The sequence below is a fragment of the Pseudomonas sichuanensis genome (genome assembly GCF_024749065.1).
GTDB classification, from domain to species: Bacteria; Pseudomonadota; Gammaproteobacteria; order Pseudomonadales; family Pseudomonadaceae; genus Aquipseudomonas; species Aquipseudomonas sichuanensis.
Genome location: NZ_CP087185.1, coordinates 1,329,254 through 1,344,032, shown reverse-complemented (window position 1 = coordinate 1,344,032; position 14,779 = coordinate 1,329,254). Strand labels below are relative to the sequence as shown.

Sequence of the window (14,779 nt, the reverse complement as noted above, 5' to 3'; positions counted from 1 at the left end):
CGCGGAGGCCAGCCTACCGCAATTGCCAGGGATTTTCAGCCCGGCGGCGGATCGACCTGCGACGCCAGCAACGCCGCCAGCCAATTCATGAACGCCTGGACCCGCCGCGGCACATGGCGCTGCCGCGCATACAGCAGCGACACCGGCATGGCCGGTGCCTGCCACTGCTCGAGCAGCGCGACCAGTTCGCCACGCTGCAGGTGCTCGGCAACGCCCACCGCCGGTACCTGGATCAGCCCGAGGCCCGCCAGGCAGGCGGCGGAATAGGCCTCGGCGTTGTTGACCGTCACCACCCCGGCCATGGCCTGGAAGCGCAGTTCGCCGCCGTGCAGGTACTCGAAGCCCTGGCTGCGCGCCCCAAGGCTGCGCACGTAGTGGACCAGCCGGTGCCCCGCCAGGTCTTCGAGCCTGCGCGGCACGCCGTAGCGTTCGAGATAGGCGGGGCTGGCGCAGTTGCGCATGCTCAACTGCCCCACCGGCCGGGCGACCACGTCCAGGTCGCTCAAGGCACCGATGCGCATCACGCAATCAAAGCCCTCGCGCAGCAGATCCACCTGGCGGTCGGTACAACTGATCTCCACTTCAAGCCGTGGAAAGCGCTCGAGGAACTGTGGCAAGGCCGGCACGATGACCCGCCGCGCCATCATGGTCGGCAAGTCGATGCGCAGGCAGCCGGCAAGCTCGGCATCGTCGGCGCGGAACAGGCTCTCGATCTCGTCCATCCCCGACAGCAGGTCCTTGCTGCGCTCGTACAGCAGCACCCCATCCTGGGTGGCCTGCACCCGGCGCGTGGTGCGGTTGAACAAGCGCGTGCCGAGCAGTTGCTCCAACACCCGCACCTGCTCGGAGACGGTCGAACGCGGCAGCCCCAGGCTGTCGCCGGCCAGGGTGAAGCTGCTCAGCTCGCTGACCCGGACGAATGTGCGCAAGAGCTCCAGCTTGTTCATCCGCCACCTCATTTGTCCTGAAAAGACGAACAGTATTTCCGGTTTCGCTGGATTTAACAGCCATCGACCGATCAATAACCTGTCCGTAACAGCCATCGCCCATGAGGTAACCGACATGACTCGCAAGATTGCCCTGATCACTGGCGCCAGCCGCGGCCTGGGCCGCAACACTGCCCAACACCTGGCCGCCCGCGGCATCGACATCATCGGCACTTACCACAGCAAGGCCGACGAGGCCCAGGCCGTGGCTGCCACCCTGCAAGCAGCCGGTGTACGCGCCGCCATGCTGCAACTGGATGTCAGTGACAGTTCGAGCTTCGCCGCCTTCGTCGAGCGCCTGGGCGACACCCTGCAGCAGCAGTTCGGCAGCAGGCAGCTGGACTTCCTGGTGAACAACGCCGGGATCGGCTTGAACGTCCCCTTCAGCGACACCAGCGAAGCACAGTTCGACCAGCTGCTGAATATCCAGCTCAAGGGCCCGTTCTTCCTGACCCAGCGCTTGCTGCCGTTGCTCGCCGATGGTGGGCGCATCGTCAACATTTCCACCGGCCTGACTCGCTTCGCCCTCCCCGGCTATGCCGCCTATGCGGCGATGAAAGGCGCGATGGAAGTGCTGACCCGCTACCAGGCCAAGGAACTGGGTGCCCGTGGCATTCGCGTCAACATTCTTGCCCCGGGCGCCATCGAGACCGATTTCGGCGGTGGCGTGGTGCGTGACAACCCGCAGGTCAACGACTTCATCGCCGGCAATACCGCCCTGGGGCGGGTCGGAGTGCCCGACGACATCGGCGCGGCCGTCGCGTTGCTACTCGAAGACGGTAACGGCTGGATCACCGGGCAACGCCTGGAAGTCTCCGGCGGTATGTTCCTTTAACCGCCACCCAGTGCCTGGTGCAGGCTGGCCAGTGCCGGCAGCCGCAGGGCCTCGCGGGTCAGGCACAGGCCGATCCGGCGGCGCAACGCCAGCCCGGGGCCAGGCTGCCAATACACCCCAGGGTGGCGCTCGGCCAACGACTGCGGCAGCCACGCCGTGCCCAGGCCTGCAGCCACCATGGCCAGTGCCTGTTGCAGCGAAGCGGCCTGCCCCACCTGCTCGCCTTCGCCATAAGCGGCCATCAGGCGTTGGTGAGAGGGGTGCTGCGGGCAACTGATCCAGCGCCCATCCGGTTGGCTACCGGTGGCCGACACCAGCACGAAAGCCTCCTCCCACAGCGGCAGGAACAACTCGTCCTCGCAGCGCTGCTCCTCGTCGGCCAGCCGCGCATCGCCGGCGCAACCTTCGAGCAAGGTCAGTTGCAGCCGCTCCACCGCCTGGTTGGCCAGGCGCACGCAAGCCTCGACCTGGGCCGGCGCGATATCCGCCTCGATCCCCAGCGTCAGCGGCACCTGTTCGCGCCCCTGGCGAAAACGCAGGCGCAGGGCATCGGCCTCGGCCACCATGCGACAGGCCTGGGCATACAGTGCACGGGCCTGCTCGGTGACCTCGACACCACGGGCCTGGCGTACGAACAGCTCGGCCCCCAGGTCATCCTCCAGTTGGCGAATGGTCACCGACAGCGTGGGCTGGGCCACACACAGCCGCTGGGCGGCCATAGTGATGTTGCGCTCCTCGAACACCGCGATGAACGCTTTGAGATGACGAATATCCATAGTTGAAACCGATGCCAGCCAAAGAAAAAAGCCGTTTTTCAAGGTTTGCAGCACTACCTAGAATTTCGACCATCGAAAACGATTATGCCTCGGAGGCCATCATGCACAAGCCCCTCATCATCATCACCGGCGCCAGTTCCGGCATCGGCGCCGCCACTGCCCGCCTGTTCGCCGCCGCCGGCCACCCGCTGCTGCTGATCGCCCGGCGCCTGGAGCGCTTGCAGGCGCTGGCCCTGCCCAACTGCCTGTGCCGCGCCGTGGATATCCGCGACCGCGCGGCGCTGGTGGCCGCCGTACACGAGGCCGAAGCCTTGCATGGCCCGGCCGATGCGCTGGTGAACAATGCCGGGGTGATGCTGCTGGGGCAAATGCACGAGCAGGACCCGGAGCAGTGGGAGCGCATGTTCGACATCAACGTCAAAGGCCTGCTCAACGGCGTGCACGCGCTGGTCGGCGGCATGCGTGAGCGTCGGCACGGCACCTTGATCAACGTCAGCTCCGTGGCCGGACGCAAGACCTTCCCCAACCATGTGGCCTATGTCGGCAGCAAGTTTGCCGTGCACGGCCTGTCGGAGAACCTGCGCGAAGAACTGGCGCCGCACAACGTGCGGGTGGTGACCATCGCCCCGGGCGCGGTGGAAACCGAGCTGCTCGGGCATACCACCGATGAGGGCATCAAGCGCGATTATCAGGCATGGAAAGCCAACGACATGGGCGGCGTGGTGCTGGCAGCGGAGGATGTGGCGGGGGCGATCCTCTGGGCGTACCAACAGCCGCAGCAGGTGTGCATTCGCGAGATCGTGCTGGCGGCGACCGCGCAGCAGCCTTGATGCAAGCAGCCCATCGCGGGGCAAGCCCGCTCCCACGTGTTGGCTTAACCGAACACGTGGGAGCGGGCTTGCCCCGCGATGGCTGCCGATGCGTTTACCGCTCGACCTGATCCTCACGCACCTGCACGCTTGCGGTCATCCCTGCACTCAGGTTCACCCCCTCGGGGATCTGGTCCAGCTGTATCCGCACCGGGATACGCTGCGCCAACCTCACCCAGTTGAAGGTCGGCTCCACCTCCGGCAGCAATTGCCCGTCAGGCGTCGAGTTGCGGTCGGTGATGCCGCGGCTGATGCTCTGCACATGCCCGTTCATCGCCTCACCCGCCCCCATCAGCCACACCTTGACCGGGTCGCCGACGCGAATGCGCGGCAGCTTGGTCTCTTCGAAGTACGCCTGGATATAGAAAGTGGCATCGTCCACCAGCGCCATCACCGATTGCCCGGTAGTGACGAAGTTACCCTGGGCCAGGCGCAGGTTGGTGATGTGCCCGCTGCGCGGCGCGCGCACTTCGCTGCGGGCCAGGTTGATCTTCGCCACCTTCAGCTGGGCCTCGGCCTCGTGCAGCTCGCCCCGGGCAACGGCCGCATTGATCTGGGCGTTCTCGCGCAGCTCGGCGCTGATCGCTTCCGGCCCCAGGGCCGTGCGGCGCGCGGCTTCGCGCTCACGCAGGCGCACTTGCTGGGTACGGGTCTCGACCACCGCAGAGGCCTGGTCGAAGGCAGCCTGGAAGCGCTCGCGGTCGATGGTCATCAGCAGGTCACCGGCCTTGACCTGCTGGTTATCCTGCACCTTCAGCGCACTCACCCAACCGGACACATCAGGGGCAATCACCACCACATCGGCGCGCACCCGGGCATCCCGGGTCCAGGGGGTGAGCATGTAGTACTGCCAGAGCTTGAAGCCTGCGAAGACGGCGAGGATTACCACACACAAAGTGACCAGAGCACGTACGGCTGTACGCATGAACTTACTCCTTAAAGTGGACCTAGCGAACGCACCACCAGGTACAGGACACAAACGAACAATGCCGTATCGAACAGCGCCTCGTGCCAGATCCAGCGCCCCAGCGGCGTGGCCCGCACAACAAAGCGCAGCAGCCCGGTCAGCAGCAGCGCCAGCACTACATAAATCAGAAACGGGCTGAGCAGCACGCCACCCAGCGCCCATTCACGCAGCCCCATGGGCGTCCTCCTGCCAACGGCACCATTTGCCCCAGCTCTTGCGCAACTGCAGTACAGCGCCCTCGGCCAGGCGTAGCGCATCGCTGGGCGGTTGACCCTGCAGGGCCTCGATGAATTCTGCGCTGGCGGCATCCAGGCGCGCGCCTCGGCCCGGCGCCGGTCCGCTCGCCAGGACCGCCTCAAGTTGCTGCAGGTACTGGCGCTCGGCGTTGGCCAAGGGCGCCTGGGCCACGGCCAGGCACATACGCAGGTGCACCAGTTCGTCGCCGATATCCAGGCTGTGCAGGCCCTCGTCCCAACGCTGGCGCTCGGTCTGGGGCAACTCACTGGCATGCCGCGCCAACTGCATCAGGCGGTCGGCCATGCGCCCGCCAAACCAACTGTCGGCACCGCGCAGGTCGCGCCGGGTCAGGCGCACCAGGTCGCCCTGGGTGGCCGCACGCAAGCGCCGGCCCAGCCAGGCCGGGTGACGCAGCACCAGCAGGCGGAATGCCAGTACCGCGGCGCTCACGCCAATCAGCATGGCCAGCGCACTGTTGAGCATGCTCGCCACATCGAAATGCATGGCATTGAGCGGTGCCACCAGCACGATGAAGTGCAGGCAATAGGACGTGGCGGTAGCGCCGGTGCGCGGATGGGCCATACCCAATGCACCAAGGAACAGCGGTACGCCCATGCCCAGGCAGAGCATGGCGAAGCTGCTCCACTGCGGCAGCAGGATCTGCCCGACCAGGAACGCCGCCGGCACCGCCAGCAAGATCCCACGCAAGAAGCTCAGGCCGATCTGCGCGCCGTTCTCGCGGCTGGCGAACAGGCTGCAGACCACACAAGTCAACACCAGCCCGCCCGGCGCCGAGGGCCAGGCGGTGGCCAGCCAGAAACTGCTCATCACCAGGAACGCCAGGGCACTGCGCGAGCCGAACAGCAGGGCCAGGGACAGGTCGCGGTGCGCCGCCAGGCTTTGCACCTGCTCTTTCGGTGCCCGGCCCTGCTCCACATCGGCGAGCGCCTGGGTGGCAGCCATGGCGTAGTCCAGCAGCAACGCCAGGCGTGCCAGGCAGTAATGCTCGGCGGAGCTGATCCGCGTGTCCTGGGCGGCATCCCACACCCGTTGGCGCAACACCAGCAGGCTGGCCTGTTCGGGGCTGGCCAGCAGCGTGCGCACCTCATCCAGCCATGGCGCCAGGTGTCCGGCCTCAAGTTCATCGAGCTGGCGCCACTGCCGGCGCACCGAGCGCGAGATGCGCAGCAACACCATCAGCTTCTGGCTCAGCCCCTGGATCGCCTTGGCCCGCTGGCGACCGAGTCTGCCTTCGAACCAGGCATGCTCGCGCTGGGCGTCGATCGCGACGATGCGCCCGAGGCTTTCCAGCAACCCTTTGCGCGCTTCATCCTCGCCGCCCAGCATCGCGCTGGCCGCCTGCAGGCCGTTTTGCCAGGCCTGCCGCGCCTGGCCTGCCAGTTGCTGCTCGACCCGCATGGGCCAGATCAGCGCACTGCTGGCGGTGGCGCAACAGATGCCCAGGCAGATCTCGGTACAACGCGCCACCGCCTGGTCGAACACCTGCAACGGGTGGTCGATCGCCGGCAGCGCAATGATCGCCACGGTGTAGCCGGCCAGCACGAAGGCATAGGCCCAGGCGCTGCGCAACTGGGTCGAAGCGGCGGTACACAGGGCCAGCCACAGCGCCAGCGTCAGCAGGAACAGCCAGGGCGTCTGGGCGAACACACCGATGAACACCACCGACATGAAGGTACCGACCAGCGTGCCGGCCAACCGTGCCAGGCCCTTCTGGATCACCATCCCCGACAGCGGCTGGGCGACGATGAACGCAGTCATCAACGCCCAGGCCGGCTGCTCCAGGCCCCAGCGCATCGCCAGCCACAACGCCAGGCCACCGCCAAGCAGGGTCTTGATGGCGAACTTGAGCGCGAGGCTGCTGGGGGCGAACAGGGCCTGGAAGGTGATGGGCACGAATCGGACCTTGCGGGAGCAGACAGTATGAGAAGAACGATAGACAACTGGGGGAAGGATAAAGCGCAGACGATTAATTAGCTAGCTAATCATCTAGATGGTTTGCCCGCTCCTACAGGGGAACGAACCGGTCAGCCGGGAAAATTCGAGGCAAAAAAAATGGGCGACCGAAGTCGCCCTAAATGCCTTGCGTGCTCGTGAATCGGGAAGGATCAGCGCTGCTTGCGCTTGTTCGCATCCTTCCAGATGAAAATGCCCAGACCGGCAAAGAAGGCCAACATCAGCCCGACCGTCACCACACCGGCGATAACCACGTTGTCGAAGAACATGTCGGCCCCTCCCTTGGTGTGCCGTCATCCGATGAGTGCACAGTAACCAAAGGCAGGCGAGGGGAAATTGACCAGAGTCAATGGTGCCCGGGGCCGGGCACGCGAGGCGGGTGCAGGGTTGACCTGCATCAAGTTTCAGCGCTTCTTGGGTTTGCCCTTGGGCTTCTTCTTTTTCCCAGAGGCCAGCGGCATGGCCTGCTCGAAGGCCTGGCGCATGTCGTTCAGGCGCTTGTCTTTGAGGTCATGGATTCGTTTGGCGCGTTCAGCGCCGAAGTCGATCAGGTTGTCTTGGCTCATGGCGGGCTCGACGGGCAGCAGAGGCACTCATGATGAAGGCAAGCATGAGCGCTGACTAGGTTTTGCAGCAAAAGACCTGGGTGTGCTTCAGACCTCGATGTCCACCAGCAGCCCCTGGCGTGTACGTTCGCCCAGCGGCGCCACGGGCACGGTGTTGTCGGCGTTGAGTTCCTCGCCGGGCACGACCACAAGCTGCTCTGCGTCCCCCTGGTTGCGCTGTTGCTGCTGGCGCCGTTGTTCTTCGCGCATCAGCAGGGCGCGTTCGGCCGGGTCGCGATGATGCTTGAGGTCGATGGCCCCTTCGCCGGCGGCCGGTTGTGTCGGCACCACCGGCGGGATGGCCGGCGGCGGCTTGACCGGGTCCTGTTGCGAGGTCACCGGGGCGGCGCTGAGCGGAATGATGGGCGGCAGCATGGAATGTTCTCCTGTAGCCACTGTGTCGGCCGGCGCTACGCCGCCTTGAACGCCTGTGGGCAAAGGTGAGCGGCGCATCACAACGCCGCATGGGCCTGGGGGCTGCTGTTATTGATCGTCGCCGTCGGGGTCGTCGTCCGGTGGCGCGCTGGTTTCGCTCCATGGCCGCTTGTAGACCTGCTGCCAGACCGCGTCCATATGCTCGCGCAGCACCTGCGGGGCGTTTTTCAGCGAGGCACTGTCTTCACGCTCGCCGCCGAAGGGTTCTTCTCCGGCCGGGGTAATCAGCGACTGGCCGGTAATGCTGTACACCGCCTGGCCTTCGCGCATCTCGATGGCGATATCGTGCGGGTCGATGCCACCACCGCAGAACGCGTGGCTGGCCACGGTCACTTCGGCGACGCCGTCCTTGTTCAGGTCGCTGACGTCACTGACATCGGTATAGAAGTCGACATCCAGGTCCAGACCGGCGCAGGTGGTTTCCTGCTCGATCTGCCAGCGTGGCTTGAACACCTCGGCGCTGGCGGCACGGCCATACAGCGTGGCCTTGAGCACCACCTTATCGACCTCCTCCTCGGTATCCGGGTCGCTGGCCTGGCCGTCGACCCGGCTCAGCACCAGCAGGCCTTCGCCCTCGCGGTCATGGAAATGCACGCTCTTGATCGGGGTCTGCACGCCCAGCACTTCCAACTGCTCGACTGGTATCGGCGGCAATACTTCGAAGGTTTTCTGTTCACAGGCGGCCAGCAGCGTGAAGCTGCCAATGGCCAGGGAGAGGTTCAACCAGCGGTGCTTGGCAGCCATGTTGGCGCTTGGCCCTCGTGACGGGACGGTGTTCGTCGATGAAAGCGCTAGACTCTTCACATTCATTGGTCTGGCGCAGCCGATCCGTTAACATACTCGGCTTTTTCATCGCGGGAGTTCAGGCAGTATGGCGCAGCAGTATCAACCGGGGCAACGCTGGATCAGCGACAGCGAAGCAGAGCTCGGACTTGGGACCATCCTGGCCGAGGATGGTCGCTTGTTGACCGTGCTCTACCCGGCGACGGGGGAAACCCGCCAGTACTCGCTACGCAACGCGCCGCTGACCCGCGTGCGCTTCTCGCCAGGCGACCAGATCATCCACTTCGAAGGCTGGAAGCTGACCGTGCGCGAAGTCGAGGTCATCGACGGCCTGCTGATCTATCACGGCATCGACGCCCAGAACCAGGCGCATGTGCTGCCCGAGACCCAGCTGTCGAACTTCATCCAGTTCCGCCTGGCCAGTGACCGCCTGTTCGCCGGCCAGATCGACCCGCTGTCGTGGTTCTCCCTGCGCTACAACACCCTGCAGCACACCAGCAAACAGATGCTGTCGTCGCTGTGGGGCCTGGGCGGCGTGCGCGCCCAACCCATCGCCCACCAGTTGCACATCGCCCGCGAAGTGGCCGACCGTATCGCCCCGCGCGTGCTGCTGGCCGACGAAGTAGGCCTGGGCAAGACCATCGAAGCGGGCCTGGTGATCCACCGCCAGCTGTTGTCCGGCCGCGCCAACCGGGTGCTGATCCTGGTACCGGAGAACCTCCAGCACCAGTGGCTGGTGGAAATGCGCCGCCGCTTCAACCTGCAGGTCGCCCTGTTCGACGCCGAGCGCTTCATCGAAAGCGATGCCACCAACCCGTTCGAAGACGCCCAACTGGCGCTGGTCGCCCTGGAATGGCTGGTCGACGATGAAAAGGCCCAGGACGCGCTGTTCGCCGCCGGTTGGGACCTGATGGTGGTCGACGAGGCTCACCACCTGGTCTGGCACGAAGAACAGGCCAGCGCCGAATATGCCCTGGTCGAGCAACTGGCCGAGGTCGTCCCGGCCGTGCTGCTGCTTACCGCCACCCCTGAACAACTCGGCCAGGACAGCCACTTCGCCCGCCTGCGCCTGCTCGACCCCAACCGTTTCCACGACCTGGCCGCGTTCCGCGCCGAGAGCGAAAACTATCGCCCGGTGGCCGAGGCGGTGCAGGAGCTGCTTGACGAAGGCCGCCTGTCGCCGAAAGCCCACGCCACTATCCAGGGCTTCCTGGGCGCCGAGGGTGAAGCCCTGCTGGCCGCCGTTACCGATGGCGACAGCCAGGCCAGCGCGCGCCTGATCCGCGAGCTGCTCGACCGTCACGGCACTGGCCGCGTACTGTTCCGCAACACCCGCGCGGCGATCCAGGGTTTCCCCGAGCGCCAGTTGCACCCCTACCCGCTGGCCAACCCCGAGCCGTATGCCGCGCTGCCATCCGGCGAGCGTGCCGAGCTGTACCCGGAAGTGGCCTTCCAGGCCCAGGGCGAGGCCGGCGACGACGAGCGCTGGTGGCGCTTCGACCCGCGCGTCGACTGGCTGATCGACACCCTGAAGATGCTCAAGCGCACCAAGGTCCTGGTGATCTGCGCCCACGCCGAAACCGCCATGGACCTGGAAGACGCCCTGCGCGTGCGCTCCGGCATCCCGGCCACGGTTTTCCACGAAGGCATGAGCATCCTCGAGCGCGACCGCGCCGCCGCCTACTTCGCCGACGAAGAGTTCGGCGCCCAGGTGCTGATCTGCTCCGAGATCGGCAGTGAAGGCCGCAACTTCCAGTTCGCCCACCACCTGGTGATGTTCGACCTGCCGGCGCACCCGGACCTGCTCGAGCAACGCATCGGCCGCCTCGACCGGATCGGCCAGAAGCACACCATCGAACTGCACATCCCATACCTGCAGGACAGCCCCCAAGAGCGCCTGTTCCAGTGGTACCACGAAGGCCTCAACGCCTTCCTCAACACTTGCCCGACCGGCAACGCCCTGCAGCACCAGTTCGGCCCGCGCCTGCTGGCGCAACTGGCCGGTGGCGACGACAAGGGCTGGACCAAGCTGGTCGGCGAAGCCCGCGCCGAGCGCGAGCGCCTGGAAGCCGAGCTGCACACCGGCCGCGACCGTCTGCTGGAGCTCAACTCCGGCGGTGCCGGCGAAGGCCAGGCGCTGGTCGAGGCGATCCTCGAGCAGGACGACCAGTTCGCCCTGCCGATCTACATGGAAACCCTGTTCGACGCCTTCGGCATCGACAGCGAAGACCATTCCGAGAACGCCCTGGTGCTCAAGCCGAGCGAGAAAATGCTCGACGCCAGCTTCCCACTGGGCGACGACGAGGGCGTGACCATCACCTACGACCGCGCCCAGGCGCTGTCGCGCGAGGACATGCAGTTCCTCACCTGGGAGCACCCGATGGTGCAGGGCGGCATGGACCTGGTGCTGTCCGGCTCGATGGGCAACACCGCCGTGGCGCTGATCAAGAACAAGGCGCTCAAGCCCGGCACCGTGCTGCTCGAGCTGCTCTACGTCAGCGAAGTGGTCGCCCCGCGCAGCCTGCAGATGGGCCGCTACCTGCCACCGGCGGCGCTGCGCTGCCTGCTCGACGCCAATGGCAACGACCTGGCCCCGCGCGTGGCCTTCGAGACCCTCAACGACCAGCTTGAAAGCGTGCCCAAGGCCAGCGCCAACAAGTTCGTCCAGGCCCAGCGCGATGTCCTGGCCAAGCGCATCAGCGCGGGTGAAGCCAAGGTCATTCCGGTCCATGAGGAGCGGGTTGCCCAGGCACAGCAACGCCTGGCCGCCGAGGCTGACGAAGAGCTGGCGCGCCTGACAGCGCTCAAGGCCGTCAACCCGAGCGTGCGCGACAGCGAAATCGACGCCCTGCGCCAGCAGCGCGAAGACGGCATGACCGCGCTGAACAAGGCTGCCTTGCGCCTGGAGGCCATCCGGGTACTGGTCGCCGGCTGAACTCCATAGAGGTCATCGCGGGGCAAGTCGCATCGGCGCACCGCCGCTCCCACGTGGGAGCGGCGGTGCGCCGATGCGACTTGCCCCGCGATCGTTTCAGCCTTCGTTATCTATTTAGATCTTCCAGCTATCACCTTCATATCCAAATGGTAGAGATCAAAGTGCCATTAATCAGGAAGGCTTAAATACAGCTTCCTATACTCCAGCAGGAACAGTCTCCAGCCGCGCGTCGTGGGGACCGGAGAGCACTCGACGAAGAGGCCTGCAATGGAGTGGCTGGGACTGCAATTGTTCTCGGGATTACCGACGACCGGGCAGATCATCCTCGACTGCCGACACAACCCCTACCTGGTGCTGTTAGCCTTTGCCGTGGCCAGTACCGCCTGTTTCGCCACCCTCGACATGGCCGAGCGGCAAAGCCATTGCGAGGACCGGCTGGCCCGCAGGCAATGGCGAATACTGGGCGCCTGCTGCCTGGCAGGTGGTATCTGGGCGATGCACTTCATCAGCATGCTGGCCTTCCAGGCACCACTGGACATTCACTACGACGCGGCCCTGACCGGCCTGTCCCTGCTGATCGCGCTGCTCGCCGCCTGGCTGGCGATGAACGGCCTCGAGCGTGCGCAAATGCGCCCGCACCACTACCTGCAGACCGCGCTGTTCATCGGCATCGGCATCAGCACCATGCACTACGTCGGCATGGCCGCCCTGCAGACCAGTGCCCAGCAGCACTACCAGACGGCCCTGCTGCTGGCATCGATCGCCATCGCCGTGGCCACCAGCCTGGTCGCCCTGCTGATGGCCCGGCACTTCCGCCACGGCAGTGGCACCTTGCACCTGCTGATGAAATATGGCGCCAGCCTACTGATGGCCGGCGGCATTGTCGTGACCCACTTCACCGGCATGGCCGCCATGACCCTGGTGATCCCCAGCGAGACCGCCCTGCGCCTGCCCACCAGCGACAACAGCCTGCAACTGGCACTGACCATCGCCTTCATAACCCTGCTGATCAGCGGCAGCAGCATCAGCGCAGCACTGTCCGACAAGAAGCTGCAAAGCAAGGAGCACGACCTGCGCCGGGTGAACCTGCTGCTCAGCCAGCTCGACCAAGCCCGCGCATCACTGCAGCAGGCCGCGCACTATGACGCGTTGACCAACTTGGTCAACCGCCGTGGTTTCAACCAGGTATTTGCCGAACGCCTGGCCGAGCATGCCGCCAGTGAAAGCATGCTCGCGGTGATGTTCCTCGACATCGACCACTTCAAGCGCATCAACGACAGCCTCGGCCATGCCGCCGGCGACGAACTGCTCAAGGTGATAGCCGGGCACATCAAGGCCGCGACCCGTGGTCACGACCTGGTGGCGCGCTTCGGCGGCGACGAATTCTGCATCGTCACCGCACTCAACAACCGCGACGAAGCCCGTCACCTGGCGCAGCGCATCATGTTGCGCATGAAGGAGCCGATCGACCTGGCGGGCCGGCGCATGGTCATGACCACCAGTATCGGCATCAGCATCTTCCCCGACGATGGCCTGAGCACCGAGGAGTTGCTGAAGAACGCCGACCTTGCGCTTTACCAGTCCAAAGGCTGCGGGCGCAACAGCCTGAACTTCTTCAGCAATGGCCTGAAGACCCGCGCCACCCTGGAGCTGCAACTGGAAGAGGAACTGCGCGTGGCACTGTTCGAAGAACGCGGGTTGTGCGTGCACTACCAGCCGATCTTCGACCTGCGCAGCGGCCGGGTGGCCAAGCTCGAAGCCCTGGTGCGCTGGCAGCACCCGCAACATGGCCTGCTCGGCCCCGACCGTTTCATCGGTATTGCCGAGGCCAACGGGCTGATCGCCGAGCTGGACCTGTGGGTGCTGCGCCGGGCCTGCGCAGACCTGGCCCAGCTCGGTCGCCAGGGCCATGACGAGCTCAAGGTTACGGTGAACTGCTCGGCCCTCACCCTCGGCCGCGAAGAGCTCGCCACCGAAGTCGAACTGGCGTTGTTCCAGGCCGGCCTGGCCGCCCGTCAACTGGAGCTGGAGGTCACCGAAAACGCCCTGATGGGCGACATCCAGCACACCGTCAACCTGCTCAAGCGCATCCGCGCCCAGGGCGTGGCCCTGTCGATCGACGATTTCGGCACGGGTTATTCATCGCTGGCCTACCTCAAGCGCCTGCCGCTGGACGTGCTGAAGATCGATCGCTCGTTCGTTCAGGACGTGCCGGGCAACCAGAAAGACCGCGAAATCGTCCAGGCGATCATCATGATGGCGCATACCCTGCACCTGGAGGTGGTGACCGAGGGCGTCGAGACGCCAGAGCAGCGCGCGTTCCTCGCCGCCCATGGCTGCGACTACCTGCAGGGCTACCTGCTCAGCCGCCCGATCCCCCTGACCGAGCTGCGCCCGGTGCTCGAACGGCTCGATCGCCAGGCCCGCGTACTCAGCCCTTGCTGCGATACAGCTCTACCAGGGTCGCCGGATCTTTTTGCAGATAACCCTGGCTTCCATGCAAACGCATCAATTGCGCGGCGAGGCCACTGAGCGGCGTCGCCGAGCCCTGCTCGCGGGAGAATCCAACGGCGGTATCCAGGTCCTTGAGCAGGGTGCGCACATGCCACTTGATCGGTTCGAAACGGCTCTCGGCCATTTGCGGTGCAAGGATCTGCAAGGGTTTCGAGTCGGCGAAACCACCGGCCAGGGCTTCGGCGATCAGCCGCGCATCCACCCCTGACTGTTCGGCCAGCGCCACGACCTCGGCGATCACCAGCGCATTGCAGGCGACGATCATCTGGTTGCACGCCTTGGTCACCTGCCCTGCCCCTACCCCACCCATGTGCGTCACCCGCTGACCGAGGGTCAGCAACACCGGGCGAACGCGCTCCAGGTCATCCGCCTCGCCACCGACCATGATCGCCAGGGTGCCGGCCTCGGCGCCTGGAGTGCCGCCGGACACCGGTGCATCCAGCCAGGCCATGCCGCACAGGGCCGCCAGCTCCGCGGCCATCTCCCGCGTGGCGGTGGGCTCAAGGCTGGAGAAGTCCACCAGCAACTGGCCGCTGCGCCCCCCCTTGGCGACGCCCTGCTCACCGAACACCACTTCGCGCACCACCGCAGTGTCGGCCAGGCACAACAGCACCACATCGGTGTCCTGGCACAGCTCGGCAGGGCTGGCGGCCAGGCGGGCACCCGCGGCCACCAGCTCGGCGCATTTGTCCGGGCTACGGTTCCACACTGTCAGCGGATAGCCGGCCGCCAACAGGCGACGACACATCGGCAGACCCATCAGGCCGATCCCGGCAAAACCCAGCGAAGGCAACGCACTACTCATGAGCAACTCCAGACAGAAGATTAAAGAAGCGTGACGAACGGACGATGCAGTGCAGGTG

14 protein-coding genes are annotated in these 14,779 nt (G+C 65.6%); 4 read left to right on the top strand and 10 right to left on the bottom strand.

The window, feature by feature from the left end:
- Window positions 1–35: 35 nt before the first annotated feature.
- Window positions 36–947: a LysR family transcriptional regulator gene (locus LOY51_RS06265; protein WP_125857684.1), complete on the bottom strand. Its 912-nt coding sequence runs from the start codon at window positions 945–947 to the stop codon at window positions 36–38.
- 115 nt (window positions 948–1,062) lie between these two features.
- Between LOY51_RS06265 and LOY51_RS06260 the strand changes: the two genes are divergently transcribed.
- A complete protein-coding gene (locus LOY51_RS06260; protein ID WP_125857683.1) occupies window positions 1,063–1,821 on the top strand; it encodes an SDR family NAD(P)-dependent oxidoreductase in 759 nt (252 codons plus the stop codon).
- Here the strand turns inward: LOY51_RS06260 and LOY51_RS06255 are convergent.
- The gene (locus LOY51_RS06255) at window positions 1,818–2,597 is read right to left on the bottom strand and encodes a LysR family transcriptional regulator (protein WP_258645245.1); all 780 of its coding nucleotides are present in this window, start codon (window positions 2,595–2,597) and stop codon (window positions 1,818–1,820) included. The genes LOY51_RS06260 and LOY51_RS06255 overlap by 4 nt on opposite strands.
- A gap of 101 nt (window positions 2,598–2,698) precedes the next feature.
- Here LOY51_RS06255 and LOY51_RS06250 point away from each other — a divergent pair, with 101 nt between their 5' ends.
- Window positions 2,699–3,427: an SDR family oxidoreductase gene (locus LOY51_RS06250; RefSeq protein WP_125857681.1), complete on the top strand. Its 729-nt coding sequence runs from the start codon at window positions 2,699–2,701 to the stop codon at window positions 3,425–3,427.
- Between the two features lie 94 nt (window positions 3,428–3,521).
- On the opposite strand, the gene LOY51_RS06245 is transcribed toward LOY51_RS06250, so the two are convergent.
- The 7 genes from LOY51_RS06245 to LOY51_RS06220 form a co-directional block, all read right to left on the bottom strand.
- Window positions 3,522–4,391 carry an efflux RND transporter periplasmic adaptor subunit gene (locus tag LOY51_RS06245; RefSeq protein ID WP_125462923.1) on the bottom strand — a complete coding sequence of 290 codons (870 nt, stop codon included), beginning with the start codon at window positions 4,389–4,391 and terminating at the stop codon, window positions 3,522–3,524.
- Window positions 4,392–4,402: 11 nt separating this feature from the next.
- Complete coding sequence (locus LOY51_RS06240; protein WP_125857680.1) at window positions 4,403–4,609, bottom strand: DUF1656 domain-containing protein; 207 nt, start codon at window positions 4,607–4,609, stop codon at window positions 4,403–4,405.
- Complete coding sequence (locus LOY51_RS06235; protein WP_258645240.1) at window positions 4,596–6,584, bottom strand: FUSC family protein; 1,989 nt, start codon at window positions 6,582–6,584, stop codon at window positions 4,596–4,598. Before LOY51_RS06235 ends, LOY51_RS06240 begins: the two co-directional genes overlap by 14 nt.
- Window positions 6,585–6,796: 212 nt before the next feature.
- Window positions 6,797–6,913, bottom strand: a complete 117-nt coding sequence (ccoM, locus tag LOY51_RS26955) for a cytochrome c oxidase subunit CcoM (RefSeq protein WP_279630498.1) — start codon at window positions 6,911–6,913, stop codon at window positions 6,797–6,799.
- A gap of 135 nt (window positions 6,914–7,048) precedes the next feature.
- Window positions 7,049–7,210 carry a hypothetical protein gene (locus LOY51_RS06230; RefSeq protein WP_167409876.1) on the bottom strand — a complete coding sequence of 54 codons (162 nt, stop codon included), beginning with the start codon at window positions 7,208–7,210 and terminating at the stop codon, window positions 7,049–7,051.
- Window positions 7,211–7,297: 87 nt separating this feature from the next.
- Window positions 7,298–7,624 (bottom strand): aspartate-semialdehyde dehydrogenase, encoded by a 327-nt coding sequence (locus tag LOY51_RS06225; protein WP_125857678.1) that lies wholly within the window; start codon window positions 7,622–7,624, stop codon window positions 7,298–7,300.
- A gap of 108 nt (window positions 7,625–7,732) precedes the next feature.
- Window positions 7,733–8,428 carry a M949_RS01915 family surface polysaccharide biosynthesis protein gene (locus LOY51_RS06220; protein ID WP_125462920.1) on the bottom strand — a complete coding sequence of 232 codons (696 nt, stop codon included), beginning with the start codon at window positions 8,426–8,428 and terminating at the stop codon, window positions 7,733–7,735.
- Window positions 8,429–8,555: 127 nt separating this feature from the next.
- On the opposite strand from LOY51_RS06220, the gene rapA reads away from it, so the two are divergent.
- Window positions 8,556–11,402 (top strand): RNA polymerase-associated protein RapA, encoded by a 2,847-nt coding sequence (rapA, locus tag LOY51_RS06215; protein WP_258645237.1) that lies wholly within the window; start codon window positions 8,556–8,558, stop codon window positions 11,400–11,402.
- A gap of 267 nt (window positions 11,403–11,669) precedes the next feature.
- Window positions 11,670–13,934: a putative bifunctional diguanylate cyclase/phosphodiesterase gene (locus tag LOY51_RS06210; RefSeq protein WP_258645235.1), complete on the top strand. Its 2,265-nt coding sequence runs from the start codon at window positions 11,670–11,672 to the stop codon at window positions 13,932–13,934.
- On the opposite strand, the gene LOY51_RS06205 is transcribed toward LOY51_RS06210, so the two are convergent.
- Window positions 13,834–14,721, bottom strand: coding sequence for an NAD(P)-dependent oxidoreductase (locus LOY51_RS06205; protein WP_258645233.1), 888 nt, complete (start codon window positions 14,719–14,721; stop codon window positions 13,834–13,836). The genes LOY51_RS06210 and LOY51_RS06205 overlap by 101 nt on opposite strands.
- Between the last annotated feature and the right edge of the window lie 58 nt (window positions 14,722–14,779).